The following is a 24929-nucleotide window of genomic DNA, read 5'->3' as shown; positions in this document are numbered from 1 at the left end:
CGCAGTCATCGGCGGCATAGGACACCGTACACCGCATTCATTGGTTACGCCGAAAATATAATAAATGACTTCGTTGACAACCAAAATGATAACGGGTTTTTTGTATTTTTGGAAAATACGGAGAAAGTTACTGTCCATATTGATTGGAAGTTGCTATCTGTTTGGTAAAAAAAACCGTGAGGTTGAGGCACGGCTCTGATGGCTTACATGTCATTATGCTTGTCAGTCATATGAATGATAACAATCCAAATGACGCAAACCCAGATAATGATATAAAAAACAGTAGATAAGAAATTTTCAAAAGAAGTCATCGGCGGTGCCGGACAGCGCATACCACATTCATTACTTACACCGAAAATATTATATATGATACCGTTGACGACTAATACACAGACGGGTTTCTTGTATTTTCGGAAAATATTGCGGATAAAATCCAAAATGGTGTCTGATATCATGCCTTATTCCGTATAGTCAGATGCCTAAGCTATTTCTATGGAGAAGGATTTATAGTGTTCTTCTATTGACGGTCCAATGATTTAGAGAAAAATTAAAAATGTCATGCCGGAAAAAATCAGATAAACGTAGGCTTTGTTGGAGTGCTTGAATGTTCATTGCATTTTTTATGGAAGTATTGTATTGGTTTGTCGGGTTGTTTGCACTTTCTTTGATTCCTTCGGTTTTTTATGATGACGGTTATACTTTTTTAGAAAAAATAGGGTGGTCTGCATTTTTTGCATTTATAGCGGCATTTGTTACTCACGTATTGTAATGGAGACAGCCCCTAAAATTTAAATTATTCAAGTAAGTGATAAATTGACTGGAGCAACGTTTTTAACAAAGGCCGTCTGAAAAATGTTTTTCAGACGGCCTTTCCATATCCATCTGTTAAAATACCGGTAACTTAATCAGTCTGATCAAACCATGAAAACAAACCTAACCATTGCCATCTGCGTCGGCGAGGCTTCGGGCGATTTGCTCGGGGCGCATTTAATCCGTGCTTTGAAACAGCGTTGCCCTGAGGCGGAATTTATCGGTATCGGCGGCGAGCGCATGAAGGCGGAGGGCTTTGACAGCCTGTATGACCAAGAAAAGCTGGCGGTGCGCGGTTTTGTCGAGGTAGTGAAGCGGCTGCCGGAAATTTTGAAAATCCGCAAAGGGATTGTGAACGATTTAACCCGCATCAAGCCCGATGTGTTCGTCGGCATTGACGCGCCCGATTTTAATCTGGGCGTGGCGGAGAAGCTGAAGGCGGCGGGGATTCCGACCGTGCATTATGTCAGCCCGTCGGTGTGGGCGTGGCGGCGCGAGCGGGTGAATAAGATTGTGCATCAGGTGAACAAGGTGTTGTGTCTGTTTCCGATGGAACCGCAGCTTTATCTCGATGCGGGCGGACAGGCGGAATTTGTCGGCCATCCGATGGCGCAAACCATGCCGCTGGACGCTGACCGCGACGCGGCGCGCGCCAAGCTGGGGATGCCGTCTGAAATTCCGCTGTTCGCCATTATGCCGGGCAGCCGCGTGAGCGAAATCGATTATATGGCGCCGATATTTTTTCAGACGGCCTTGTTATTGCGGGAAAAATATCCGCAGGCGCAGTTTGTGTTGCCGGTTGCCACCGCCGCCACGGGCAAGCGTTTGGGCGAGATTTTGGCGCAAGCCGAGTTTGCCCGTCTGCCGCTGACTTTGGTGGACAAGCAGTCCGACACGGTATGTACCGCCGCCGACGTGGTGTTGGTTACAAGCGGTACGGCCACGTTAGAAGTGGCTTTGTGCAAACGGCCGATGGTCATCAGCTATAAAATTTCGCCGCTGACTTATGCTTATGTTAAACGCAAAGTCAAAGTGCCGCATGTCGGGCTGCCGAATATTCTGCTGAACAAAGAAGCCGTGCCGGAATTGCTGCAACACGATGCGACGCCGGAGAAACTCACGGCGGCGGTGGAGCATTGGTACGACCATCCGGCAGCGGTGGCGCAATTGGAGCGGGATTTTTATGCGCTGCATGAGCTGCTGAAAAAAGATACCGCGGCATTGGCGGCGGAGGCGGTGTTGGCGGAGGTAAAGGCCGTCTGAAAATATTTTGATATTTTTTTCGTGAGGGACTATGGCTAAATTTGAATTGTTTGCCAATAGGATTGAAGAGTTGCATGATGAAATACAAAATTATCATCACAATTTGAATATGGAGGCAGTCTTTCTGTTTTTGGCAAGTTTGGGGTGTTATAGCGTACCAAATGATTGGCTTAAAATAATAGCGTTATGCATAACTTTTTTCCTATTTACTTTTAATCTTATCAATAGTGCTTTCAATAATCCTAAATTTCCAAATTCAAACTATCATCCATGGCATCGTTCGTTTTTAAAAAACATTGACTATTTAGAAATGACCATTGATGCTGCGTATCCTGAAAATACGCCAGAACATTCTCTATTACGTGAAAAACTTATGAATTGCAGAGAATTACTTAGTACGAAAAAATTGATTTTGGGAAAAAGCATAAAGTTTTTAATTTGCTTTATTTTCTTCTGGTGTGTTTTTTTCGATATTCTTTGTGCGGTATTAACCAAAAAGTAAAATTTAGCTTATTGAAAGTATGATAAATATTTACATTTGAAGTCATGAAAAGGCCGTCTGAAAGCATATGCTTTCAGACGGCCTTTGATATGGAAAACCTGATTTAAACCATTAGTGATCCGAAGCCTTCGCCGCGCCCACGCCCGTCATCGAGCGCATGTATTGTGCGGCGAAACCGGCTTTGTCTTTCGCGGCTTGGGCGGAAGTATCGGTTACGGATACCAGCCAAGCTACGATAAAGGCCAAAGGAATGGTAAAAATCGCGGGGCTGCCGTATGGGAAAATCGGGGTTTCGTTGCCCAATACCGCCACCCAGATGCTCGGGCCTAAGAAAATCAGCAGCAATGCGCCGAACAGTCCGGCCAGGCCGCCGGCGACTACGCCGCGCGTTGTCAGGCCTTTCCAGAACATGCTCAGCATCAGCACGGGGAAGTTGGCCGATGCGGCGACGGCAAACACTAAACCTACCATAAAGGCCACGTTTTGGTTTTCAAATGCCAAGCCCAAGACGACTGCCAATATCCCCAACACCACCGTTGCCACACGGGAAATGCGCATTTCTTCGTGTGCCGTGGCTTTGCCCTTGCGGATGACCGACGAATAAATGTCATGGCTCACCGCAGACGCGCCCGACAGGGTCAAACCGGCCACTACCGCCAAAATGGTGGCGAAGGATACGGCGGAGATGAAGCCCAGCAGCAGGTTGCCGCCCAATGCGCCCGACAGGTGAACCGCGGTCATGTTCACGCCGCCGACCATTTCGTAAACGGTTTTGCCGTCTTTCAGCATTTGCGTGAAGAATTGCGGATTGTCTTTGGTCAGGAAAATCATCGCGCCGAACCCGATAATGCCGGTGAGCAGGAAGAAGTAGCCGACCAAACCGGTGGCGACGACCACGGATTTGCGTGCTTCGCGGGCATCGGGTACGGTAAAGAAGCGCATCAGGATGTGCGGCAGGCCGGCCGTGCCGAACATCAAGGCCAAGCCGAGCGAGAGCGCGTCAATCGGGTCTTTCACCATACCGCCCGGTGCCATCACCGCTTCGCCGCTTTCATGCGATTTAACGGCGGTGGCAAACATGTTTTCCAGGCTGAAACCCGAGTTTTTCAAGACGATAAACGAAATCAGCGTCGCGCCGCCCAGCAGCAAAACGGCTTTAATCATCTGCACCCAAGTAGTCGCCAGCATGCCGCCGAACAAGACGTACACCACCATCAGCGTGCCGACCAAAATCACGGCGGAGAGATAGTTCATGCCGAACAAAAGCTGAATCAGCTTGCCCGCACCCACCACCTGGGCGATAAGGTAGAGCACCACAATCAGCAGCGTACTGGTTGCGGCGAACAGGCGAACCGGCTTTTGGTTGAAGCGGTAGGCCGCCACGTCGGAAAAGGTGAATTTGCCCAAATTGCGCAGGCGTTCGGCCATTAAGAACAGCACAATCGGCCAGCCCACCAAAAAGCCGACGGAATAAATCAGGCCGTCGTAGCCGCGCGTGAACACAATCGCGGATACGCCCAGAAACGCCGCCGCCGACATATAGTCGCCCGCAATCGCCAAGCCGTTTTTGGTGCCGGAAATCCCGCCGCCGCCGGTGTAGAAATCCTGCGCCGATTTGTTTTGCTTGGCCGCCCATTTGGTGATGAACAGGGTGGCGAAGACGAAAATCAGGAACATGATAATCGCCGTCCAGTTGGTGGCCTGACGCTGCACCTCGCCGGTAATCGCGTCCGCCGCCCACAGGCTGCCGGAAGCCGAAAGCATTGCCAAAGGTAAGAATTTCTTCATCATTTTGCCGCTCCTTCGCCGATGGGGGTGTGGCGGGCGGATGAAGTTTCAGACGGCCTGCCCGCCGCAGGGGCAGAATCGTCGCCGAACACTTCGCGCAGCACTTCTTGGGTCATGTTTTCAAATTTGCCGTTGGCGATGTAAACGTAGATTGCCGTGGACAGAAACGAAAACACAATCACAAACACGCCGATGTAAATGCCCCAAGTGGTCACACCGTCAGGGTTTACTTTGGTGGCGAAAAGTTGCGGATTGATGCCGATGGTCAGAATGAAGGCAACATACACGAAAAAGATAACGGCGGAGAACGTCCAACCCAAAATCGATTTCTGCATGGCCATGCGTTTGAATTTCGGGTGAGCTAAGACCTGCTCAACCCGACGCTGCTCCTCAACAGCGTAGTGGTCGTGTTGACTCATGATTTTTTCCTTCAAAGACTTAAAAAAACAACTGCTTCTTTTTTCTTCGGCAGCTGCGCGGAACTTCTGATGGTTCCGTCGCGCCGCCGTACGCTTCTGACGAGGTGAGCCGACATTACCGCAGTTAAATGTTTATTTCAACAGTTGATAAGATATTAATTTTTATAAGGATTATATAGTTATTATGTTAATTATCCGTCGGGGATGGAAAATAAAGCCCGAGTGCACGGCAAACTCGGGCTTTGGCAGACGGAGGCCGTCTGGACGAAAAAAATTTCGTTCAACAGTTAAAAACGGCAGTTTGACGCATAAATTGAGTTTTTTGGTGAATCGGCTGACGTAAATCAGTTAAAAATCGGAATAATTGGAAGAAAGTTCCAATCGCAGGCGAAGCCTTTGCAGAATTCAGATTCGGCCTGAAAATTGATGACCGATTAAAGTTTCTGAATATTGTCGGGTTCTGCAAAGGTTCGGGCCGTCTGAAAACCTTCATCATTGGCCAAAACAAAAGAGCCGGAAAGGTTCGGCTCTTTTTGGGATTCGGATATTTGGGCGGCAGCTTGCTACCGGTGATCGTTCAGGATTTTCTGATACACGTCTTCCGGCAGGTAGGGCTTAATCATTTCGCGCCATCCTTCGGGGCCGATTAACCCTTTTACCATCGTGGACGACACCTCGGCGATTTCGCGCGGCGGCATCAGGAAAACGGTGGAAATCTCCGGTGCCAAATCGCTGTTGATATAGCGCATGGAGCGTTCGTATTCGTAGTCGCCTGCGGTACGGATGCCGCGCACGATAAAGCGCGCCTCGACTTCGCGGGCGTAATGCACCAGAAAACGGTTTTCGAACACGGTGATTTTCACGTTGGGAAATTCGGCGGTAACGGCTTCGAGCATGGCCTGCCGCTCTTCGATGGTGTAGGTGTTGCGTTTTTCGGGGTTGACGCCGACGGCGACGACCAGCTCGTCAAACAAAGCCTGCGCTTCGCGAATCATCCAGACGTGGCCGAGGGTGGGCGGATCGAAACTGCCGGCGTACACCGCGCGGCGGATGGGGTTCGGGTTCATGGTTGGCGGGAATCGGATAAACAGGCGTGTAGGATAAGCGTTGCGGCGCGTACTGTCAAAACGAAAGGCCGTCTGAAAGTGCGCATACACTTTTCAGACGGCCTTTTTTCAGACGGCCTTTATTCGTCGCTGCCGGTCAGCGACATCAAAATGTGCAGCAGGCTGCTGAAAATGTTGTACAGCGAGATGAAAATCGTCAACGCCGCGCTGATGTGACTGTCTTCGCCGCCGTCAATCACTTGGCGCACTTGGAACATAATCATCAGCGAGCTGAACAATACGAAACCGGCGGAAATGGTCAGGCTCAAAGCCGGAATCTGCAGGAAGAGATTGGCCACCACCGCAATCATCAGAATCACCGCGCCGACGGTCAGAAAGCGGCCGAGCGAACTCATGTTCATGCCGCTGCGGCGCGCCATGGCCGACATGGTGAAGAACACGGCGGCGGTCATCGCGGCGGCGATGCCGACGATTTGCGCACCGTTGGACAGGTTCAGCGCATATTGCAGCGTCGGGCTGATCAATACGCCCATGCCGAAGGTGAACACCATCAGCAGCGCCACGCCGGTGTTGCTGTAGCGGTTTTTCTCAATCATGAACACCATGCCGTAGAAAAACACCAGCAACACGATAAAGCTCATCCAGCGGCCGCCCATCATGGCATACAGGCTGAATCCCATCTGGCTGCTGATGAACGCGCCGGCCGCGGCGGGAATGAAAGACAAGCCCAGCAGGCGGTAGGTTTTTTGCAGCACGGTGTTTTTCTGTACCGCGCTGCCGGAAGTGTAGTCGTAAACGTCGTTTTGCATGGCGTTTGCTCCTGAAAATAAGTGTGTGGAAATGAATGAAAGCGGATTTTAACAGTAATTGTCTGCCTTTGGGTGGAATTTATGACTGTTGGTTCAAATAAACAGCCACAATAGCACTACCCACGCCGAAACCGTCAGGCTCCATTGCGGCAGCAGCTTGTCCAGCTTGTCCAGCTTGGAAGAAGATGGCGTATTGTTCAGGAAATTCAAGTGAACAAACGTTGCCGCGAGCATAAAGACTTGTAAAAACAGCCGGGCTGCCCCGTGAAAACCAACCGCCAGCCATGCGCTCCAGCACGCCGCCGCCGTCAAAGCCAGAGCCGCATGGTAATACTTGGCGCGGCGCAAGCCCAAGCGCGCGGCCAGCGTGCGTTTGCCGTTCGCCCAATCGTGGTCGATGTCGCGCATGTTGTTGAGGTTCAGCACCATCGTGCACCACAACCCGATTGCGGCGGCGGGCAGCCACGAAGACGGATTCAGACGGCCTGTGTGCAGATATTCGCTGCCCAAAACCGCCAGCAGGCCGAAGAACACGAAGACCGCCGCATCGCCGAAACCGATATAGCCGTAAGGCCTGCGTCCGGCCGTGTAGCCGTAGGCCGCCGCCAAAGCCGCCGCACCGAGCAGCAGCCACAGCAACCAGTCCGTCCATGCGGTTTGCGTCAGTATCGGCAGCGCGGTGTACAGTAAAGTCAGCCCGAGCAGGCAGCACGCCACCGCGCTGATTTTCAACCCCGTCCGCATGGTTTCGGGCGAAATTTGTCCCGAAGCCACCATGCGCGGCGGCCCCTGCCGCCCGGCCGAATCCGCGCCGTTTTGCGCGTCGCCGTAATCGTTGGCGAAATTGCTGAATATTTGCAGGGAAACGGCGGTTGCGACGGTCAGCAGCGCGGTCGGCCAATGGAGTTTCTGCTGCATGGCGGCGAGCAGGCAGCCGCACAGGGAACCGGCGGCGGAAAGCGGCAGAGTCCGCAGGCGTGCGGCGTTTATCCAAGCGTTGAGCGACATGGCGGAATGTGAAAAGGTAAAAGGGCGGGGGAAGGCACGGTAAAAGGTCGATACCTTTGCAGAAACTCAACTCAAACCAAAAAATCAATTTCCGTCATGAGCTGCGCAAGTCCGCTGCGCTATCCCTGCGCCGTTCATGACGGATAAGAGATTGGTGAATATTTTCGGGTTCTGCAAAAGTCACAGGCCGTCTGAAATGTTCAGACGGCCTGCAAACGGTTAAGCCGGTTCTTGCGGCACATAGCCTTGCACTTGGTCGGCACCGTCGCCGAAGAAGTATTGTTCCATCTGCTGCGCCAGATATTCGCGTGCGCGCGGGTCGGCGAGGCTCAGACGGTTTTCGTTGATGAGCATGGTCTGGTGGCGTGTCCAAGCCTGCCATGCTTCCTGCGATACGTTTTCAAAAATGCGTTTGCCCAATTCGTTGGGCAGCGGCGGGAATTTCATGCCTTCGGCTTCGCGGCCGAGTTTGACGCAATGGACCATGCGGGTCATGGCGGTTCCTTTGGTTGGGGTTTCAGACGGCCTTTATTTTAACGGATTGCCGCCGATCGGAAAAGGCGGGCGGCAGGATGAAAACAGGCCGTCTGAAATATTTTCAGACGGCCTGTTGCCGACGGGACGATTATTTGTCCGCACCCAAGCGCGCATGGGTGTCGTTGTAGCCAATGTCGCCCGGAGTGCGCACGCCGGTGTTCGGTGCGGTGTATTCGATGCGGTCTGTTTTTTTGAAACGTTGGCCTTGCGGCTGTTCCACTTGCTGCAGGCCTTCAATCGGGCCGGCATCGTTGGCGTGATCCCAAGCCGGTTGCGGTGCGCCTTTGGCGGCGGCCAAAGTGGCGGCGGTGGCGATTAAAGTCGTGAACAGGATGGTTTTCATGATAAATTCCTTATGTCGTGAATGCGTTATGAAGTAAATGAAAGGTTGGTTTATCCAACCGACGAATGCATTGTAGGCCTGCTCGGTATACGGATAAACAGGGTTTTGGTTAATACTGTTTTTCCTTTTGGGAAATGTTAACATCGAAATTTTTTCAGACGGCCTTAAGTATTTATTAAATCAATAAAAAAGAGCGTATCCATTGATACGCTCTTTTTTATTGCTGCACTAATTTTACAAAACGTAAACAAAGACTTTGGAATTGCGCCCGCTGTCGATTAAATCCCGGCGGCGTTCGGGCGGCAAATCCTGTGCCGAGGCCGTCTGAAAGCCGCGTTCGACAAACCATTCTCCCGTGTGGGTGGAGAGGGCGAACAGCCTGGTCATGCCGGCGTCGCGCGCTTTTTTGAACAGGTGCGCCAGCAGAAGCTCGCCGTAACCGCCGTCTTGCGCTTCGGGCGAGACGACGAGGCAGGCCAATTCGCCTGAGTGCGGGTCGGAGAAGGTTTTCAGAGCGACGCAGCCGTAGATGTGCCGGTCGTGTTCCAACACGGAAAAGGTGTGGATTTGGTCTTCAAGGTATTCGCGGCTGCGGCGCAGCAGGATGCCCTGTTCTTCCAGCGGGCGGATAAGTGCCGTGATGTTGGGGATGTCGTCGCTGTGCGCGGCGCGGATGTTGACGAAGGAATCGCGGGCGACGGACGTACCGGCACCGTGGCGGGTGAAGAGTTCGCGAATCAGGCTGCCGTCGTCGCGGCCGCTGAGAATTTGCGTGCGCGCCACGCCGTTTTCCACGGCATTGACGGCGGACTGGATCAGGCGCAGTTGCGGCGGTGGCGGCTGCTGCGCCATCAGTTGCCGCGCTTCTTGGGCGGACAGGTTGGTCATCAGCAGTCCGTCTGAATTCAAAATGCCTTCTTCTTCAATCAGGTAAATCAGTTTTTCCGCGTTGAGTGCGATGGCGCAGGCTTCGGCGATGTCGCTCATGCTGAGATTGAAGGTTTTGCCGCTCAAAGAGTGGCCGAGCGGGCCGATGAGCACCAGCGCGCCGTCGTCGAGACGGTTGACGATGGATTCGGTGTCGATTTTGCGCACTTGGCCGGTGTAGCCCATGTCGATGCCGTCGATGATGCCCAACGGTCGGGCGGAGAGGAAATTGCCGCTTGCCACGCTCAGGGGTTTGCTGCGCTGCGGCGTTTGGGAAATGCTGCTGCACAAGGCGGCTTCGATGTCGCTGCGCAACATGCCGCTGACCTGTTTGGCCAGTTGCAGCGCGGCTTCGTCGGTGATGCGCCGTCCGTTGTGGTAGGCCGGTGTGCGGCCTTGGGCGGCGAGTGTGGCCGTGATTTGCAGGCGCGAGCCGTGTACCAACACCAAACGCACGCCCAAGCTGGCGAGCAGGTTCAAATCGGCGGCCAGGCGTTTGAGCGGTTCGCCCGCCAACAGGCTGCCGGCCACGCCGATGACCAGCGTTTTGCCGCGCAGGTAGTTGATGTAGGGCGCGGCTTCGCGGAAGTCGCCGACAAAACCAACGGATGTATTCATGGAAATCAAATCAATAAAATCAGATAAAAAAGCTGCATGATTAACACGGTCAGCGCGATGAGCGAGGCCAGCGTCCAGTTGAAACCCTCTTTGGGGCGGGTTTGGGCGGCATGTTTTTTCGATTCGTGAATGACATTGTCGAGCAAATCGGCAATTTCATTGCGCGAAAGCTGCTTGCGTTGGCGGATCTGCGCGCCGATGCTGTGAACCAGACGCACATCGGTCGCGGCATCGGGCAGCGTCTCGGGCTGCAACGGCGCGTTCGGAACGGCCGGATGGTCTTTGGCTTTGAACAGCCCTTCGCATTTTCGGCAGACCACAAAACCTTGCGCCACATTCAGTTGGGCATCTTTCACCCAGAGATTGGTGTGGCAGTGTGGACAGGTACATGCAGGCATGGGTAAACTCGTTTCGTAATGTATTTTTTCGTTGTTATTGCAGGCCGTCTGAAATTTTCAGACGGCCTTATGCTTTGTCAGGCCACGCCGTAACGTTCGCGGTAGGCCTTCACCGGCTCGAAAAAGCCGCCGAATTCGCTGTTGTTCTGCAGGAGCGTGAACAAATCGTTCAAATTCGCAATCGACACCACCGGCAAACCGTATTGCCGTTCTACTTCCTGCACCGCGCTCAGTTCGCCCGTACCTTTTTCCATGCGGTCGAGCGCAATGGCGACGGCGGCGGGCGTTGCGCCTTCGGCCTCAATCAGTTTCACCGACTCGCGCACCGAAGTGCCGGCCGAAATCACGTCGTCGATAATCAGCACGCGGCCTTTGAGCGGCGCACCGACCAACACGCCGCCTTCGCCGTGGTCTTTCGCTTCCTTGCGGTTGTAGGCAAACGGTACGTTCACGCCTTTTTCCGCCAGCATCATCGCCGTGGCCGCCGCCAGAATAATGCCTTTGTAGGCCGGGCCGAACAGCATGTCGAATTCCACCTCGCTCTCGATGATGGCCTGCGCGTAAAACCTGGCAAGCTGCAAAGTGGACGCACCGTCGTTAAACAGGCCGGCATTGAAGAAATACGGCGACTGTCGGCCGGCTTTGGTGGTGAACTCGCCGAACTTCAATACATTTTGTTCCAAGGCGAATTTCAGGAAATCTTGGCGGAAATCAGACATTTTTTGCCCTTTAAAAGACAGACTTAATCGAATACACGATTATAAGGGATTGCGCGGCAAAACCCAAAGGCCGTCTGAAAAATTGTTTTCAGACAGCCTTTTCCAAAAAGCTAAGCCCTGCTACTTCTGCTACAATCGCATTTTCTTTTGTCGAAACATCACAACCATGCTCAAAATCATCTCTGTCAACGTCAACGGCATCCGTTCCGCCTATAAAAAAGGATTTCTCGAATACATCGCCGCCTCGGGCGCGGACATTGTCTGCGTGCAGGAATTGAAGGCTCAGGAAGCGGATTTGGACGACACCATGAAAAACCCGCACGGTATGCACGGGCATTGGCATTGCGCCGAAAAGCGCGGTTACAGCGGCGTGGCGGTGTACAGCAGGCAAAAGCCCGACAATGTGCAATACGGCATGGGCATCGAAGAATTCGACCGCGAGGGGCGTTTCGTGCGCTGCGATTTCGGCAACCTGAGCGTGATTTCACTCTATCTGCCCAGCGGCACCAGCGCGCCGGAGCGTCAGGAACTGAAATACCGTTTCCTCGACGCGTTTTACCCCATGCTGGACGCGATGAAAGCCGAAGGTCGCGATATTGTGGTGTGCGGCGACTGGAACATCGCGCATCAAAACATCGACCTGAAAAACTGGAAAGGCAACCAGAAAAATTCGGGCTTCCTGCCCGAAGAACGCGCGTGGATCGGCAAAGTCATCAGCGAGTTGGGCTGGGTGGATTTGTGGCGCACGCTTTACCCCGAAATTGCGGGCTACACCTGGTGGAGCAACCGCGGCCAGGCCTACGCGAAAGACGTGGGGTGGCGCATCGACTACCAAATGGTCACGCCGGAATTGGCCGCCAAAGCCGTATCCGCGCATGTTTACAAAGACGAAAAATTCTCCGACCACGCGCCTTTGGTGGCGGAATATGACTATACGGTGTGAGGCCGTCTGAAACGGAAATGCCATGTTGAGCGCGTATGACCTCGAAGATTTGACGCTGTTGCTGGTGCACGATACCGAAACGCCGCCTTTGTGGATGGAACGCTGGGCGGTGAGTTATCCGATTGTGTTGCAGGCGGAAGTGTCGCGTCCGCAAAGCATCGGCGGCTGGCAGGATGCGGTTCAGACGGCCTTTGCGCAACACCAAAGCCGTCATGTCGCGGTGGTCGCGCACGGTGCGGGCGTGTCGGCGGTGCTGGCATGGCTGTATCGGGCGGATGTGAACGTGCAGAAAACCGTGTGCAACCTGATTTTGGTGTCGCCGCTGCCGGACGCGTTTCCCGATGATGCCGAACACACCCTGCAACGCGCCCGCTGCCATTGCCGCGCGGCTTTGGTTGTCGGACAAAACGGCGATTGCCCGCTCGATTGGGCGCGTGAAAAAGCCGCGCTTTGGAATGCACGGTTGCTGGTGTCGCCGCACGAAGACCGTCTGAACGGTGCACTCGGCGGCTGGCAATGGGGCATGAAGCTGATGCAGGAAATGCTGCTGAGTTGAGCAGGTGTACAGGCCGTCATGTACAAATGAGGCAAATGTGTAAGGCCGTCTGAAAGTGGTTTCAGACGGCCTTTGTTCGGTTTGCACGGGGCGCGGCCTCGTGGTTTGATAAAATTTACAGTCATATGATGATGCGGCGGTTGGCAGTATTCACGGTTGCGAAGGGCTTTTAGACTGAAAAAAGCTCGAGGCCGTCTGAAAATTTTCAGACGGCCTCGAATCTTTTTCAATTCTGCATTTCCTCGGCCGCTTCGATTTTTTCCTCCGCTTCCTGTTTGTCCGCATGGTCGGCTTCGGGTGTTTCGTGGATATTTTCCGCAGGCGGGTGGTATTGGAATTTGCCGTACACGGGGAAATGGTCGGAGCCGATGTGCGGCAACACTTTCAAATCGGCCACCAAGAAATCGCTGCTGTGGAAAATGTGGTCGAGCGGCCAGCGCAGCAGTTTCCAGTCGGCGTGGAAAGTGTTGTACAGGCCGCGGCCGATGCGCGGGTCGAGCAGGCCGCTGATGCGCTGGAACAGGCGCGAGGTGTCCGACCAGGCGACGTCGTTCAAATCGCCGAACACCATGCAGCTTTCGTCGGAGGCGGCGATTTCTTTGCCGACGAGCAGAAGTTCGCCGTCGCGTTCGGTCGAGGTATCGCTCTCGGTAGGGCTGGGCGGCATCGGGTGCAGGCAGTAGATGCGGATCAGTTCGCCGCCCGGAAGCTCGACTTTGGCGGTAATCGAGGGAATGTCGTCGCGCACGCGGTATTGGATTTGCGCATCATGCAGCGGCAGGCGGCTGTAGAGGTGCATGCCGTAAAGGTTGTCGAGCGGCACTTTCACCGTGTAGGGGTGGTCGGTTTCCAATTCGGCCAGCGCGTCTTCCCACCATTGGTCGCTTTCCAGAGTGAGCACGATGTCGGGGCGGTAGCGGCGCACGAGTGTCAAAAGTTTGCCGGCCTCGCGGTTGGGCGTGAGCACGTTGCTGGTGAGGATGCTGACGGTGCGCCCGTTGTCGCCGCCTTTGTAACCCATGACCTGCGGTTTTCTTAAGCGCGTGTAGGCACTGATTTGCCAAAACTGCCATACCGCGCAGGCGAAATTGACCACTTCCATGAGGTCGAAAATCATGTTGTTGCTTTGTTCGAGCCAGTAATTGAGCAGCATGCACAACACGCTCAAGGCCGCGATTTGCAGACGCGGAAAATCGAATATCCGCATGACCCAGTGGTCGGATTTCAGCAGCGAAAGCAGGGTGGCCGCCACCGGTACGCACAAGAGCGCCAAGAGCAGCCAATCGCCTAAGGGTAAATCGGACATAATCTGTTCCTGATGAAATGCCGGTCGCGAACGACCGCCGTTTGCGCCGTTGCCGCCGTCCCGCCGGTTTCGGGCGGCGGGTAGAAGTGCCTTGTTCCGAAAGGGTTTTTCAGACGGCATCTGGCGGAATAATTTCGGTTACGGGTTGATTATCCGTGCTAAATCCGTCTTTGTAAACTTGGCCGGACGCGGCGGCAAACGGAAACGGCCGGATTGTTCCGTAAGGAAAAAACGCATTGTTCAGGCCGTCTGAAAAGTTTCAGACGGCCTGCGTCTTTGCAAAACTCGGGTTGAATTTGAAAATCTATTCTGCCATGAGCTACGCAGACGGCCAGGGCGTTCGGGCATTTTGAAAGCAACAGGCCGTCTGAAAATATGATTCAGACGGCCTGTTTCAAGCGTGCAGGGAATGCGTCAGCGGATGTCCACAAACGAACTCGAATGCAGGTCGCGCAACAGGTTGGTGGTGGCCTGCTGGGCTTTTTGCTGCGAAATGTACTGGCGCACGGCATTGCGCTGGCGTTCTTCCGGCGTGCCGGCTTCGCGGATGTCGTTCAGCTTGATGATGTGCCAGCCGAATTGGGTGCGCACGGGCGGGCTGACTTGGCCGGGTTGGAGTTTGTGTACGGCATCTTCAAACGGTGTCACCATCATGCCGTCTGAAAACCAGCCCAGATCGCCGCCGTTGGCCGCGCTGCCGTCTTGCGAGTATTGGCGTGCCAAGCCGGCGAAGTCCGCGCCGCTGCGTGCTTGGGCGTAGATTTTGCGGATGCTGCTCTCGGCGGCTGCGGCGGCGTTGTCGGAATCGGCTTTAAGCAGGATGTGTTGCGCATTGTATTGGCGCAGCGGCTCGCCTTCGGGCAGGGTAACGCCTTGCTGCTGCGCACGGTTGATGAAGCTCGTCACTTCGCTGTCGCTGACGCGGCTGTTTTCCATAATGGCCTGCTGGCGTACTTTTTCGACGATGATGCTGTCGCCGATTTCCCGGCGCACGCGTTTATTGGCGTTTTTCAATGACGGGGTCTGCGCAATCACGGCATCGATTTCGGCTTCGCTGGCTTGGATGTTGCGGCGTTTGCCGGCCTGTACGATTAAGGTTTGGTTCACCATCTGCGCCAAGACCTGTTGGCGCAAATCGGCATCGGCTACCTTCGTGCCTTTGGGCAGGTTGCGGCGTGCCTCTGCTACGGCTTGGCTGACTTGGCGTTGGGTGATGATGTCGTTGTCGACGACGGCGGCGATGCTGTCGGAGGCTTTGACATCGGCGGCATGTGCCGCGTTCAGACTCAGACCGAGTACCACGGCCAGCATTAAGGGTTTCACATTCATGGGTTGACTACCTCGTTGGTTTTGCTGTAGCCCGGGATGGCTAAGCGCAGTTGTTCAAACGGATTTTGGCCGACGTTGCTCAAATCTTTCAGCTGCAAATTGAAGAAAACGGCGTTTTTCCTGCTGTTTTCGCCGGTGACGTAGCGTTGGCCGACCACGCTCGCGCTCCAGCAGCCGCAATCGCTTTTGTATTCGACGCCGGCCAACATTTCCAGCGGTTTTTTCACGGTGAGTTCGTAGTTGTAGCGGGCGACGGCATACAGGTTTTTGCGCAGCGGCCATTGGGCGGCCAAGTCGATTTGGTTCAGTTTGTCATACAGGTATTCGCCGTCGTCCTGCAGGTAGATTCGGGCATTGCGGTTGTATTTGTAGCGCGCGCTCAATACTTTGCCCGGCTCGGGATTGTAGCGGATGCCCGCCGCATAGCTTTCGGCGCGGTTTTGGTTCTGGTTGTAGTGGATGTCGAGATCGAGGCGCACGCTGTCGGTGACGTTGCCGTGGGCAAAGGCCACCCAGTCGGAGCGGTTGCGTTCGTACCGGCTCACGCTGCCGTCGAGCAGAACGTTATCGGTTTTGAAATAGAATTTCTGGCCGATACCGGCGCGGAACAGTTCGGCACCGGTTCGGGGATTGAGCAGGCGGCTCTGTACGGCGGTCGACAGGCTGTTGGACGCGTTGATGCGGTCGTTGCCCGAAAACAGGTTTTCGCGGAAAAGCTGCTCGTAGGTAAAGCTGTTTTCGGAGGTGTCGAGGTTCGGCCAGTCGCTTTGCTGCTTGGTCGGGATATAGTTATAGAACAGGCGCGGCTCCAGCGTTTGCAGGTAGCCGTTACCCAAAAACTGCGTTTGGCGTTCGAACGTCATGCCGCTGTCGACGCTGACCATCGGCAGCACGCGGCTGAAATGCCGGCGGCTGCTGCCGTTGAAGCTGTCCAAATCATAATAAGTGGCATGGACGCCGATTTTCGGATGGACATAGCCCCAGCGGTTGTGGAAATCCCATTTCACGCTCGGATTCAGCACGAAGCGGTTGCCGCTTTGTTTGTCGTCGTGTTCGAAGCGGGTGAACTGGCCGAACACGTTGGCCTGCATATTGTTGTCGAAGCTGCGCTGCCAGCGGCCGGACAGGCGCGGCATGATGGCGTAAGGCTCGTCTTTATAGCCGTATTCATTGGCCAGGGTTTGGTATTTCTGCGCCATCAGCGAGCCGTCGAAATTGCCGCCCCAAAAGGTATTGTTGTAGTTTAACCAGGCTTGGCGGTTGAGGTTGACGTTGTCGGCGATGTCGTTGCGGCCGTAGAAGTCGCGGTAGTAGTCGTTATCCGATACGCTGTTGAAATCCACGCCGCCGCTGAGTTGGTTGGTAAAGCGGTGGTTGTGGCTCCATTGGAATTGGTAGCGGTTGTTGTGTTCGCTTTTTTTGTCGTCGGGCATCCATGTGCCGTCGACTTGGCCGGCGTATGAGGGTTGCAGGTAGCGGACTTGTCCGCCCAAGCGCACGCCGCGGCTGGAAATGATTTCCGGCGTAACGGTGGCGTCGAGGTTGGGTGCAAGGTTCAGGTAATAAGGGAGAGCCAGTTCGAGGCCGTCTGAACCGGTGGAAATGTTCGGCACAAGCAGGCCGCTTTTGCGGTTGCCGTTGAGCGGGAAATCCGCCCACGGCGTGTACAAAACGGGTACACCGCCGAAGACCAGCGATGCACCTTTCGCGACGCCGATGCCGCTGGCTTGGTCGGCCTCGATGCTCTTGGCTTTGATGTACCAGCTCGCGTCGCCCGGGGAGCAGGTGTTGAATTTGGTGTGGATGAGTTTGTACCGCTCTTTGCCCTGCATTTCGGCTTTTTCGCTGACGCTTTGCAGGCGGCGGCCGTCTTTTTCGGTGGCCATGCGGACGTTTTCGCTCACGCCCGAACTGTTGTCCAGATTGTAGTTGATTTGGTCGCCGGTCACGACGGAGCCGTCTTGGTAGAGTTTGAAGCGGTCGCCTGCGGTAACGGTATTGCTGGCTTGGTCGTAATGCGCCCAATCGGCGTTCAATACTTCGTCGTTGCGCTCGATGATCACGTCGCCCTTGGCCTGAACCTGGACATTGGTCTGCCCTTCGACGTAATCGGCGGTGACGCGCGTGTAGTCGGTCGGCAGCGGTTCTTCGCCGCTGCGGTTGACGGCGGTTGCTTCCGCCTGCGCTTCGGCGTGTTTGGCAACGGTTTCTTTGTCGCAAAACAGGCAGGTGCTGCCTAAAGACAGCTCTTCCGTTTTTTCAGACGGCCTGTTTTCAGACGGTACGGTCTTTGCGGCGGTTTCGGCAACAGCATGATTTGCGGCAGCTTGGTTCGCTGTGTCTTGGGTGTTTTCAATCGGCACGTAATCGGATGCGGCCGGTACAAATACACCGCCGCTCTGGGCGGCCGCCGCTGTGCTGAAGCCGACGCCCAATGCGATGACTAAGGGTTTGAGTGAAAATAAACGAGCCAAAGTTACACCTTAAATCGGTTTTGCCAGTTAGAATAGCGTTTATTTTAACCTGAAAATCTTCAAAACCGCTATGCAACGACAACACGAATTACAAAAATGGTTGGAAACCGTTTACCCGAACGAATCTTTTGAATTGAGCTTTGCGGCGGCCGATGCCGATTTCCGCCGCTATTTCCGTGCGACGTTTTCAGACGGCCGTACCGTGGTCTGCATGGATGCGCCGCCCGACAAAATGAGCGTTGCGCCGTATTTGAAAGTGCAAAAGCTCTTCGACATGGTCAACGTGCCGCAGGTTCTGCACGTCGATGAATCTTTGGGATTTATGGTGTTGAACGATTTGGGCAATACCACGTTTCTGACCGCCATGACGCAGGAAACGGCCGAATCCGCCCACAAAGCCCTGCTGCTCGAAGCGATAGACGAACTCATCATTCTGCAAAAAGCCGGCCGCCCCGACCAATTGCCGCCGTATGACCGCGAAGTGATGCTGCGCGAGATAAACCTGTTTCCCGAATGGTTTGTCGCCAAAGAGTTGGGCAAAGAACTGAATTTCAAGCAACGCCAATTGTGGCAGCAGGTCGTCGATACTTTGCTGCCGCCGCTGCTGGCGCAGCCGCAGGTGTACGTGCACCGAGACTTTATCGTGCGCAACCTGATGCTGCAACCCGGCCGCCCGGGGGTATTGGATTTCCAAGACGCGCTTTACGGCCCGATTTCCTATGATTTGGTGTCGCTCTTGCGCGATGCGTTTATCGAGTGGGAAGAAGAATTCGTGTTGGACTTGGTGATTCGTTACTGGGAAAAAGCGCGTGCCGCCGGTTTGCCCGTGCCGTCTGAATTCGACGAGTTTTACCGTTGGTTCGAGTGGATGGGCGTACAACGCCATCTGAAAGTGGCCGGTATTTTCGCGCGGCTCTACCACCGCGACGGAAAAGACAAATACCGCCCCGAAATCCCGCGCTTCCTGAATTACCTGCGCCGCGCCGGCCGCCGCTACGTCGATTTGGCACCGCTGTATGCGCTGCTGGTGGATTTGGTCGGCGACGAAGAATTGGAAACGGGATTCACGTTTTAATCAAAAATTCGGGGCAAATGCGGCAGGGCAGGGAATTTAACGGCGGATTGACACACTAATCCGTCGGTGCAGCAAAAACCATGCCGTTAAAATAAGCAATATCCCTTTTATTTTAAGATAAGGTTTATCCGAATGCCGGAGACGGTTTGGCCGAACATGCTGCGGATAGGGTGAAATCACGAATATTGGTTTCACTATAAAAAATTTATATTTCTGCCGCGTACCCGAAATCATGAATCCAAAACTTTCTTTGATTGTGCCCATTTATAACGGCGGTAAGTTTATCGCCGGATTGGGTGAAAATTTTCTCAATATCCACAATGCGTTGGGTAATGTCGAATTCATCGTCATCAACGACGGTTCCCGCGATGACACGCTGGCGCAGTTGCAGGCATTGTTCGCCGCCCATCCCCAATTGCAGCATCATCTGATTGATACGCCCAACGGCGGGGTCAGCCGCGCGCGCAATTTGGCTTTGGAAAAGGCGGGCGGCGAATTCGTGATGTTTATGGACCACGACGATCAGTTGAATCCGCAGGAGCTGGGCCGTTTTTTGGACGTGATGGAAACGCAGTCTGCCGATTTGCTTCAGTTTGACGTTGAAGAGAAGTTCCGGCTCGGCGACGGCGTGGCGGTGATGGACTTGGCCAAGTATATGAACGAACTGTCGTTTATGTCGGCTGTCTGGTCGTATATCTACCGCCGCGATCTGATTGAAGCGTTGCGGTTGCGTTTTATCCCGGGTATGGCCTATTTGGAAGACGGCATATTTTTATTGGAATACATGCTGGCCTGCAAAAAAGTGGCCGCCACCCATCAGAAAGTTTATCTCTACGTGAACAATCCCGATTCGGTGATGCGCAAAAAACGCACGGCCGCACAGACGCAGAAATATCTCGACGACATCGGTTTGGCCGTCAAAGAATATACCCGTCTGATGAACGCGGACAAACAGCCCGAAGTCAGCCGTCGGCTGTTGGAAATACGCGATTCGTTCCAGTTTATCTATATTACGTCCATGCTGAAAAACCGCATACCGGCAGCCGAAATGTTCCGCCGCTTGCGGGATGTCGGCTACGATTACCGGTTGGAAGGCTATCCGAGCCGCTTTAACCGGCGTATGCGTACCCGCGTTTTGTGCGGCCTGTTCCGCAGTAAAACTGCGTTGGGCGTATTGGCCGCCAGTAAGGCGATGGCGCGGTAGCAGAGCGGCAGCCCTATTTTTTCAACAGGCCGTCTGAAAATCCTGATACGGATTTTCAGACGGCCTCTTTACATTTTATGCCTTGCCGAAGCGGTGTGAATTGTTCACAATCTAGGCCGTCTGAAAATTATCATAACCCCCTTATCCATCATTACTTTATGGCTCACTTTTTTATCCGCCGCCCCGTGTTTGCGTGGGTGCTGTCTATTTTCATCACGCTGGCCGGTGCGCTGTCGATTCTGACTTTGCCGCTGGAGCAGTATCCCGACATTGCGCCGCCGCAGGTTTCGGTGGTGGCGCGTTACACCGGCGCATCCGCCGAAACCGTCAACGACTCCGTATCGCAGGTCATCGAGCAGCAGCTCACGGGTTTGGACGGCCTGATGTACATGAGTTCGACCGCCGATTCGTCCGGCCAGTCGCGCACGACCATCACTTTCGAGCCGGGCACGGACATCGATGTGGCGCAGGTGCAGGTGCAAAACGCCTTGCAGCAGGTTTTGTCGCGCCTGCCCGAAGCGGTGCGCAGCCGCGGCGTGTCGGTGACGCGCGGCGGACAGGACAATTTGGTGTCGTGGATGTTTTACACTGACGACCCGACCGTTTCGCGCGTGGCGGTAACGGATTATCTGGCGAGCAATGTGGTGGACGTGTTGGGACGCATCGACGGCGTGGCCGAAGTGCAGCTTTACGGCAGCAGCTACGCCATGCGCATTTGGCTCAATCCGAACAAATTGGAGCAGTTCCAACTGATGCCGTCTGACGTGCGCGCGGCTCTGGAAAGCCAGAACACGCAGGTTTCGGCCGGACAGCTCGGCCAGCTGCCGTCCGTCGAGGGGCAAATGCTCAATGCGCCGATTCAGGCGCGCAGCAAGCTGCAAACGGTGGAAGAGTTTGAAAACGTGGTATTGAAAAGCACGCCCGACGGCGCGGTCGTGACCGTCAAAGACGTGGCGCGGGTGGAACTCGGGGCGGAAAGCGCCGATGTGCAGACGCGTTTGAATGGGAAAACCGGCGGCGCATTGGGCATCGTGCTTTCAGACGGCGCGAACGCGCTGGACACGGCTGCGGCGGTGGAAGCGAAAATCCGCGAACTCGAGCCGGATTTTCCCTACGGCCTGAAGGCGCAAACCAGCCAAGACAGCGTGCCGTTTGTGAAAGCGTCGCTCAAAGAAGTGATGAAAACGCTGGCCGAAGCCATTGTGTTGGTGGTGCTGGTGATGTTCGTGTTCCTGCAAAGCTGGCGCGCCACGCTGATTCCCGCGATTGCCGTGCCGGTGGTGCTGATGGGGACGCTCGGGGTGCTGGCGGCTTTGGGCTATTCAATCAACATGCTGACCATGTTCGCGCTGGTGTTGGCCATCGGCCTGTTGGTGGACGATGCCATCGTGGTGGTGGAAAACGTCGAGCGCGTCATGCACGACGAGGGTTTGGACGCGAAAACCGCCACCGAAAAATCCATGAAAGAGATTTCGTCCGCGCTGGTGGGCGTGGGCATGGTGTTGTCGGCGGTGTTCGTGCCGATGGCGTTTTTCCCCGGCACCACGGGTGTGATTTACCGCCAGTTTGCCGTGACGCTGATTGCGGCGATGGGCTTTTCCGTGTTGGTGGCGCTGACGCTCTCGCCCGCGATGTGCGCCCAGTTTCTCAAACCCAAAGCGCACGACAAACCGAGTGGCGGCCTGTTCAGACGGCCTTTTGCGTGGTTCAACCGCGGCTTTGAAAAACTGTCGCAACGCTATGCGGCTTTGGTGAGCGGTACGTTCAAGCGCGGCAAACTCATGTTCGCCGGCTTTCTCGCAGTCATCGCCGCCTGCGCCGCGCTGTTCCACTACCTGCCGACCTCGTTTCTGCCCGAAGAAGACCAAGGCTATCTGCAGGTCAACGTGACCATGCCGTCGGGTTCGACCGATGCGCGTTTGCGCGGAACTTTGGACGAACTGGAAGCCTTTTTCCGACAGCAGCCCGAAGTCGCCAACGTGATGGCGTTGACGGGTATACGCGGCAATCAGGGCTTCGGTATGCTGACCGTGCGCCTGAAGCCGTGGGAGGAGCGCAGCGCGGATCAAAGCACACGGGCATTGGAGCAGCGCGCGTCGCGCCTGTTCCGTCAGCGTAAAAACGCCAAAATTTTCGTCAACCTGCCGCCAGTGGTGCGCGGTTTGGGTTCGGCGGGCGGCCTGAGCTTCGTGATTAAAGACAGCAACGGCCAAGGCTACGGCAAGCTGGCCGCCGCTGCCGGGCAGTTTACCGAATCGGCGGCACAAGATTCGCGCCTGCGCAGCGTGCGCGTCAACAACCAAGACCCGAGAAGCCAGGTGGTGGTCGATGTCGATGACCGCAAAGCCTTGGCGTACAGCATCAACCTCGGCGACATCAACGCCGTGCTGACCAACGCTTTGGGCGGCACTTACGTCAACGACTTTATCCACAACGGACGCGTCAAGCGCGTGTATATCCAGGCCGACGCGCCGTTCCGTATGCAGCCGCAAAACATCGGCGAATGGAAAGTGCGCAACCAAAACGGCGAAATGATTCCGCTCTCCGCCTTCAGCAGCGTGCGCTGGGAAGTCGCGCCGCCGCAGCTTATCCGTTTCAGCGGCAGTCTGGCGATGGAGATGCAGGCCGCCGCAGGCGAAGGCGTGAGTTCGGGCGATGCGATGGCGGCGGTCGAACAGGCCGCCCAAGCCCTGCCGCACGGTTACGACATCGAATGGACGGGTGCGTCCCTGCAGGAAAAACGCGCCGGTGCGCTCGCGCCGCTGCTGTACGCCTTGTCGGTGCTGTTCGTATTTTTATGTCTGGCCGCGCTGTACGAAAGCTGGAGCGTGCCGTTTGCCGTCATGCTCTCGGCGGTGTTGGGCGTATTGGGCGCATTATTGTTCACATCCGCGCGCGGCTTGGCAAACGACGTGTTTTTCCAGGTCGGCCTACTCACCACCATCGGTTTGGCGGCGAAAAACGCGATTCTGATTGTCGAGTTTGCGGTGCAACTGCAAGAGCAGGGCAAAAGCATTTGGCAGGCCGCCGCCGAAGCCGCCCGCCTGCGCCTGCGCCCGATTTTAATGACCTCGATCGCTTTCGGCTTCGGCGTGATTCCGCTGGCTTTGGGCACAGGTGCGGGCGCAGGCAGCCGCGTCGCCATCGGCACGGCGGTATTGGGCGGCACGGCGTTTTCGACGGTATTGGGTTTGCTGTTCGTACCGATATTTTTTGTGTGGATAAGAGGTTGGATTAAGAAGCGGCAGGGTGAGGCCGTCTGAAAAATTGAAGCGAGTCAGGTGGAAATGGAAAGGCCGTCTGAAAAGAATATTTTCAGACGGCCTTCTATCTATGTTATTTAGGAAACGCGCTAGGTTTGCACAATTTCTAAAAAATCACTCAACCCGCAAGCCACCCTTCCCCCAGCCCCTTCCCGCCAGCGGGGAAGGGGAGCAGGTTGTTGAAACTGATGAAACGGCCAGCCATCAGGAAAACATCGGCAATCCGTCCCCTCTCCCGTCCGGCGGGAGAGGGCTAGGGAGGGCGGTACTGAATTAAAGGAAACCTTAGCAAGAAGCAGCGTATGCCATTGCTTAAAAGCAAAATAAATCTCACAGCAACAAAAGGCCGTCTGAACAGAATATTTTCAGACGGCCTTCTATCTATGTTGTTTAGGAAAACGCGCTAGGTTTGCACAATCTCTAAAAAATCACTCAATCCACAATCCACCCTTCCCCCAGCCCCTTCCCGCCAGCGGGAAGGGGGGAAGATTGCTGAAACTGATGAAACGGCCAGCCATCAGGAAAACATCGGCAATCCGTCCCCTCTCCCGTCCGGCGGGAGAGGGCTAGGGAGAGGGGGTACGTTGAATTAAAGAAAACCTTAACGAGAAACAGAGTATGCCATTGTTTAAAAGTAGAATAGACTCCATCTCGCAACTACAAATAAGGCCGTCTGAAAAATATTTTCAGACGGCCTCGCAATATCAAAACCTTATTTCGCAGGTGCGGCTTTTTGTTCTTCGCGTACTTTGTCGATCAGCAGGTCAACGGTCTGCATACCGGATTGCCAGTCGGCGAATTTCACTTGGTATTTGCCGCCGACGATGACCACCGGCGTGCTGCTGATTTGGAAGGTATTGGTCAGCTCTTCCATTTTGTCGGCGCGGGCTTGGCTTTCGGGCGATTCAAATGCGGCCAAGACTTTTTTGCCGTCAAACGCGGTTTGCGCAGGCAGCCATGTTTTCACCACTTCCGCATCGGCCAGGTTGATTTTTTCGTTGACGATGGCGTTGAAAATCGGCATGTCGGCGGCTTTTTCGCCGGCAATCTGCACCGCGGCGGCCAAGCGCGCCAGCGGCTTCACTTCAGGCCCCCAAACGACGTGTTCTTTGCGCAGGTAGGTATCGTCTTTGAACGATTTGGCGTGTTCGCTCAATACCGGCTCCAAATTGGCGCAATGCGGGCAGAAATAGCCGAAGAATTCGACCACTTCCACTTTGCCGGCCTGCAGCTGAGGAATCGGATTGGCCAACACGGTGTAGTTTTGTCCTTCGACCAAGCCTGCCGGTGCGACGGGGGCCGGGGCTGAAGAAGTGTTTTGCGACGCGCCGTCGGCAGGCACGCTGGTTTCGGCTTGGCCGCCGCAGGCTGCCAAAGCCAATGCCGTAAATGTGATGAGGGTGGTTTTTTTCAGGTTCATGATGGTTCTTTCGGTTAAAACAGGCGTGATTTTAAAGCATTTTGTGCGGCGGTTGAACGGTTTTTGCGAAAAAGTCGGTTTCGTTTCGGGAAACCGCCGCGACCGTTTTTCAGACGGCCTCGGCCGGCGTTCGGGAAAACATAGCCCAAAC

General features: G+C 54.9%; 21 protein-coding genes. 7 read left to right on the top strand and 14 right to left on the bottom strand.

What is annotated here, in order from left to right:
- Window positions 1-921: 921 nt before the first annotated feature.
- Window positions 922-2073 carry a lipid-A-disaccharide synthase gene (gene lpxB / locus ACM67E_RS11260; RefSeq protein ID WP_416191529.1) on the top strand — a complete coding sequence of 384 codons (1152 nt, stop codon included), beginning with the start codon at window positions 922-924 and terminating at the stop codon, window positions 2071-2073.
- Between the two features lie 31 nt (window positions 2074-2104).
- The gene (locus ACM67E_RS11255) at window positions 2105-2575 is read left to right on the top strand and encodes a hypothetical protein (protein WP_416191528.1); all 471 of its coding nucleotides are present in this window, start codon (window positions 2105-2107) and stop codon (window positions 2573-2575) included.
- 111 nt (window positions 2576-2686) lie between these two features.
- Here the strand turns inward: ACM67E_RS11255 and ACM67E_RS11250 are convergent, their stop codons facing one another.
- The 10 genes from ACM67E_RS11250 to pyrE all read right to left on the bottom strand — a co-directional run bounded on the left by ACM67E_RS11250 (window position 2687) and on the right by pyrE (window position 11208).
- A complete protein-coding gene (locus tag ACM67E_RS11250; RefSeq protein WP_416191527.1) occupies window positions 2687-4366 on the bottom strand; it encodes a cation acetate symporter in 1680 nt (559 codons plus the stop codon).
- Complete coding sequence (locus tag ACM67E_RS11245) at window positions 4363-4782, bottom strand: DUF485 domain-containing protein (RefSeq protein WP_416191526.1); 420 nt, start codon at window positions 4780-4782, stop codon at window positions 4363-4365. The genes ACM67E_RS11250 and ACM67E_RS11245 overlap by 4 nt, the downstream gene beginning before the upstream one ends.
- Window positions 4783-5345: 563 nt before the next feature.
- A complete protein-coding gene (coaD, locus tag ACM67E_RS11240) occupies window positions 5346-5849 on the bottom strand; it encodes a pantetheine-phosphate adenylyltransferase (RefSeq protein WP_416191525.1) in 504 nt (167 codons plus the stop codon).
- A 119-nt stretch (window positions 5850-5968) separates the two neighbouring features.
- A complete protein-coding gene (locus ACM67E_RS11235) occupies window positions 5969-6658 on the bottom strand; it encodes a Bax inhibitor-1/YccA family protein (RefSeq protein ID WP_416191524.1) in 690 nt (229 codons plus the stop codon).
- A gap of 93 nt (window positions 6659-6751) precedes the next feature.
- On the bottom strand, window positions 6752-7666 hold the full coding sequence (gene menA / locus ACM67E_RS11230) for a 1,4-dihydroxy-2-naphthoate octaprenyltransferase (protein WP_416191523.1): 915 nt from the start codon (window positions 7664-7666) through the stop codon (window positions 6752-6754).
- A gap of 219 nt (window positions 7667-7885) precedes the next feature.
- On the bottom strand, window positions 7886-8161 hold the full coding sequence (locus ACM67E_RS11225) for an oxidative damage protection protein (RefSeq protein WP_095503041.1): 276 nt from the start codon (window positions 8159-8161) through the stop codon (window positions 7886-7888).
- A gap of 130 nt (window positions 8162-8291) precedes the next feature.
- Entirely contained in the window at window positions 8292-8546 is a 255-nt protein-coding gene (locus tag ACM67E_RS11220) for a hypothetical protein (RefSeq protein ID WP_416191522.1), read from the bottom strand.
- 234 nt (window positions 8547-8780) lie between these two features.
- Window positions 8781-10091: an amino-acid N-acetyltransferase gene (argA, locus tag ACM67E_RS11215; protein WP_416191521.1), complete on the bottom strand. Its 1311-nt coding sequence runs from the start codon at window positions 10089-10091 to the stop codon at window positions 8781-8783.
- Window positions 10092-10096: 5 nt separating this feature from the next.
- The gene (locus tag ACM67E_RS11210) at window positions 10097-10489 is read right to left on the bottom strand and encodes an MJ0042-type zinc finger domain-containing protein (RefSeq protein WP_416191520.1); all 393 of its coding nucleotides are present in this window, start codon (window positions 10487-10489) and stop codon (window positions 10097-10099) included.
- Window positions 10490-10566: 77 nt separating this feature from the next.
- Window positions 10567-11208: an orotate phosphoribosyltransferase gene (gene pyrE, locus ACM67E_RS11205; RefSeq protein ID WP_416191519.1), complete on the bottom strand. Its 642-nt coding sequence runs from the start codon at window positions 11206-11208 to the stop codon at window positions 10567-10569.
- A gap of 166 nt (window positions 11209-11374) precedes the next feature.
- Between pyrE and ACM67E_RS11200 the strand changes: the two genes are divergently transcribed.
- Together ACM67E_RS11200 and ACM67E_RS11195 are read left to right on the top strand one after the other, a co-directional pair.
- The gene (locus ACM67E_RS11200) at window positions 11375-12151 is read left to right on the top strand and encodes an exodeoxyribonuclease III (protein ID WP_416191518.1); all 777 of its coding nucleotides are present in this window, start codon (window positions 11375-11377) and stop codon (window positions 12149-12151) included.
- A gap of 25 nt (window positions 12152-12176) precedes the next feature.
- Window positions 12177-12707: an alpha/beta hydrolase gene (locus tag ACM67E_RS11195; protein ID WP_416192781.1), complete on the top strand. Its 531-nt coding sequence runs from the start codon at window positions 12177-12179 to the stop codon at window positions 12705-12707.
- A gap of 226 nt (window positions 12708-12933) precedes the next feature.
- Here ACM67E_RS11195 and ACM67E_RS11190 read toward each other — a convergent pair whose 3' ends face one another.
- The 3 genes from ACM67E_RS11190 to ACM67E_RS11180 form a co-directional block, all read right to left on the bottom strand.
- Window positions 12934-14013, bottom strand: a complete 1080-nt coding sequence (locus ACM67E_RS11190) for an endonuclease/exonuclease/phosphatase family protein (RefSeq protein WP_416191517.1) — start codon at window positions 14011-14013, stop codon at window positions 12934-12936.
- A gap of 414 nt (window positions 14014-14427) precedes the next feature.
- A complete protein-coding gene (locus ACM67E_RS11185) occupies window positions 14428-15342 on the bottom strand; it encodes a peptidylprolyl isomerase (RefSeq protein WP_416191516.1) in 915 nt (304 codons plus the stop codon).
- A complete protein-coding gene (locus tag ACM67E_RS11180; protein WP_416191515.1) occupies window positions 15339-17816 on the bottom strand; it encodes an LPS-assembly protein LptD in 2478 nt (825 codons plus the stop codon). The genes ACM67E_RS11185 and ACM67E_RS11180 overlap by 4 nt, the downstream gene beginning before the upstream one ends.
- A gap of 70 nt (window positions 17817-17886) precedes the next feature.
- Between ACM67E_RS11180 and amgK the strand changes: the two genes are divergently transcribed.
- The 3 genes from amgK to ACM67E_RS11165 all read left to right on the top strand — a co-directional run bounded on the left by amgK (window position 17887) and on the right by ACM67E_RS11165 (window position 23358).
- Entirely contained in the window at window positions 17887-18891 is a 1005-nt protein-coding gene (gene amgK, locus ACM67E_RS11175; protein ID WP_416191514.1) for an N-acetylmuramate/N-acetylglucosamine kinase AmgK, read from the top strand.
- Window positions 18892-19123: 232 nt separating this feature from the next.
- A complete protein-coding gene (locus ACM67E_RS11170) occupies window positions 19124-20095 on the top strand; it encodes a glycosyltransferase (RefSeq protein WP_416191513.1) in 972 nt (323 codons plus the stop codon).
- Window positions 20096-20253: 158 nt separating this feature from the next.
- The gene (locus ACM67E_RS11165; RefSeq protein ID WP_416191512.1) at window positions 20254-23358 is read left to right on the top strand and encodes a multidrug efflux RND transporter permease subunit; all 3105 of its coding nucleotides are present in this window, start codon (window positions 20254-20256) and stop codon (window positions 23356-23358) included.
- A gap of 712 nt (window positions 23359-24070) precedes the next feature.
- Here ACM67E_RS11165 and ACM67E_RS11160 read toward each other — a convergent pair.
- On the bottom strand, window positions 24071-24778 hold the full coding sequence (locus ACM67E_RS11160) for a thiol:disulfide interchange protein DsbA/DsbL (RefSeq protein WP_416191511.1): 708 nt from the start codon (window positions 24776-24778) through the stop codon (window positions 24071-24073).
- Window positions 24779-24929 lie beyond the last annotated feature (151 nt).

Source organism: Neisseria sp. CCUG12390, from assembly GCF_047837985.1.
GTDB lineage: Bacteria > Pseudomonadota > Gammaproteobacteria > Burkholderiales > Neisseriaceae > Neisseria.
Note: the sequence above shows the minus strand (reverse complement) of the source record. Positions and strands in the feature narration are given on the sequence as shown.